This is a genomic window from Methyloceanibacter sp. (assembly GCF_041573655.1).
In the GTDB taxonomy this organism is placed as follows: Bacteria; Pseudomonadota; Alphaproteobacteria; order Rhizobiales; family Methyloligellaceae; genus Methyloceanibacter.
This window is the reverse complement of record NZ_JBFFQD010000092.1, coordinates 1-2,926: the sequence shown is the minus strand read 5'-3', so window position 1 is coordinate 2,926 and position 2,926 is coordinate 1. Positions and strand designations below refer to the sequence as shown.

Below are 2,926 nucleotides of genomic sequence, written 5' to 3'. Positions count from 1 at the left end.
CGTTACGCTTTTCAGCGTTAGTGGAGTATGAAAGTCATCCACTCCATGGAGCATCATCTATGCCCTTAAAGAACAAGGTCGCGATCGTTACTGGTGGCAACACAGGCATTGGCCAGGCGATTGTTCTTGAGCTGGCCCGGCGTGGCGCCAGCATCGTCATCGATTATGTGGCTCACCCCGAGGCGACCGAAGAGCTGGAGCGCAAGGTTGCAGCGCTTGGCGACAAGTGCATCGGCGTCGACGCCGATGTCAGCAAGATCGGCGATCTCGAAAAGCTGGTCGGCGCGGCTGTCGGCAAGTTCGGGCGCTTGGACGTCCTGGTCAACAATGCGGGGATCGAGACTCGCACCTCGGTCCTCGACACAACCGAGGATCAATACGACGCCGTTCTGAACATCAACCTCAAGAGCGCGTTCTTCGGTACCCAGCTCGCCGCCAAGCAAATGCTGAAGCAAGGCGGCGGCGGCCGCATCATCAATGTCACCTCGGTGCACGAGGATTGGCCGATGCCCGGCAATACGGCGTATTGCCTATCCAAAGGCGGCATGCGGATGCTGACCCGGACCGCGGGCGTCGAGCTCGCGCCCCATGACATCTTGTGTGTCGGTGTCGGGCCCGGCGCGGTAGAGACGCCGATCAACACCAGCACCATGGACGATCCGGCCAAGCTCAAGAAGCTGGACGCCGCCATCCCGCTCGGCCGCATGGCGAAGCCTCAGGAGATCGCCAGCGTGGTCGCCTTCCTTGCCGGCGATGGCGCCAGCTACCTCACGGCCACCACCATCATGGCCGACGGCGGCCTGATGCAAAGCAGCCCCGGCCTCTAGCCGCGCACCGCCATGACGCTCCCCATTGAAGACTATGCCCTGATTGGCGACTGCGAGACCGCGGCACTGGTCGGTCGCAACGGGTCAATCGATTGGCTCTGTTTGCCGCGCTTCGACTCCGAAGCTTGCTTCGCGGCAATCCTCGGGACTGAGGAAAACGGCCATTGGCGGATTGCGGCAACCGACCCGAACGCGAAGATCACGCGCCGCTACCGGCCCGACACGTTGATCCTGGAAACACGCTTCGAGACCAAGACCGGAACCGCCACGCTCACCGACTTTATGTATCCGGTTGAGCCGCATCCGCACATCATCCGCTTCGTCGAGTGTGAAGAGGGTAAGGTCGAATTCGAAACCGAATTCGTGGTGCGCTTCGGCTACGGCGAACAGGTTCCCTGGGTCACCATGCTACGGGACGGACGCTTGCGCGCGGTCGCAGGCCCCAACAGGGTCGTGCTCCAGTCTTCCGTCAAACTGCGCGGCGAGGACTTCCGGACCGTAGGCAAGTTCACCGTGGAGCCTGGCAAGCGGGAAACCTTCGCGCTCACCTACACGGAGTCCTACATCCCTGAGCCGCCCGAGGCCGACCCTCAGGGCCTGCTCGTGAAAACGGAACAATATTGGCGAGGGTGGACATCTCAATGCAATGCAGAGGGTCCATACGCGGACATCGTTAAGCGCTCGCTGATTACGCTGAAAGCGATGACCTACGCCCCGACAGGAGGCGTGGTCGCCGCGGTGACGACATCGCTGCCCGAACAGTTCGGCGGACCGCGCAACTGGGACTATCGCTATTGCTGGGTACGCGATGCGACGCTGACCCTGCTCGCGCTCATGAACACCGGCTACTACGAGGAGGCGCGCGCCTGGCGCGAGTGGCTGCTGCGCGCGGTCGCAGGCAGCCCGAAGCAGATGCAGATTATGTACGGCATCGCGGGCGAGCGCAGGCTCTACGAGATCGAATTGCCCTGGCTCAAGGGCTACGAGAACTCGACGCCCGTGCGCGTCGGCAATGCGGCGCATGACCAGGTCCAACTCGATGTCTATGGCGAGCTGCTCGACGCGCTGCATCAGGCCCGTAAAGGCGGCCTCGCACCGGAACAATCCGGCTGGGAGCTTCAGCTCGCCATCGTCGAGCAACTCGAAGAGATGTGGCATCAGCCGGACGACGGCATCTGGGAGGTGCGCAGCGGCCCGGAGCAGTTCGTCTACTCCAAGGTCATGGCTTGGGTCGCCTTCGACCGCTCCATCAGTAGCGCCGAACGCTTCAAGCTGAGGGGCCCGATTGCCCGCTGGCGAAAAACGCGGGACGCCATTCATAAACAAGTCTGCGATATGGGCTACGACAAGGACCTCAAGAGTTTTATGCGCTCCTACGGCTCCAAAGAGGTCGATGCGAGTCTGCTGCTGATTCCGGCCGTCGGCTTCCTGCCAGCCACCGACCCCCGCGTCATTGGAACGGTGGCACAGGTCGAGAAGACGCTGATGAAGGACGGCCTGGTCCAACGCTACGACACATCGAAAGCCAATGACGGCCTTCCCCCGGGAGAAGGCATGTTCCTCGCCTGCAGCTTCTGGCTGGTGGATGCCTATCTCATGATGGGCCGCCAGAAGGATGCGGTTGAGCTGTTCGAGCGGCTCCTGGCTTTACGCAACGACGTCGGACTCTTGAGCGAGGAGTACGACACCACTGCCAAGCGCCTTTGCGGCAACTTCCCACAAGCTTTCTCGCACCTAGCCCTCGTCAACAGCGCCAGCAATCTCGGCCGCGACGGCAGGCCTGTCGAGCAGCGCTGCGATACCGAGGAAGGCACAGATGCGAAAGAGTCGGCTGCGGCACCCAGTACCTAGTGCCCGGATGAACGCACCCTCCCCCGAACCAGAACATCGGCTACGCTTCAGGGCACGCGGTGCGGCGCGCGCTATGCTCATCGCCTCAGCCTTGCTCGCGGCATCCACCACAACTGGACCAGCGGAGGAGCCGGCCGCAAGGTCGGCAGCGCCCGACTACACCGCCGAGATCCAGCCCATCTTCAACGCACGCTGCATCGCCTGCCATGGCTGCCTTGGCTCGCCATGCAACGTCAAACTTTCGTCGT

General features: G+C 62.4%; 2 protein-coding genes. Both read left to right on the top strand.

What is annotated here, in order from left to right:
* Window positions 1-59 precede the first annotated feature (59 nt).
* Window positions 60-827 (top strand): SDR family NAD(P)-dependent oxidoreductase, encoded by a 768-nt coding sequence (locus ABY454_RS12165; RefSeq protein ID WP_372931014.1) that lies wholly within the window; start codon window positions 60-62, stop codon window positions 825-827.
* A 12-nt stretch (window positions 828-839) separates the two neighbouring features.
* A complete protein-coding gene (locus ABY454_RS12160) occupies window positions 840-2,678 on the top strand; it encodes a glycoside hydrolase family 15 protein (protein WP_372931012.1) in 1,839 nt (612 codons plus the stop codon).
* Window positions 2,679-2,926: the final 248 nt, after the last annotated feature.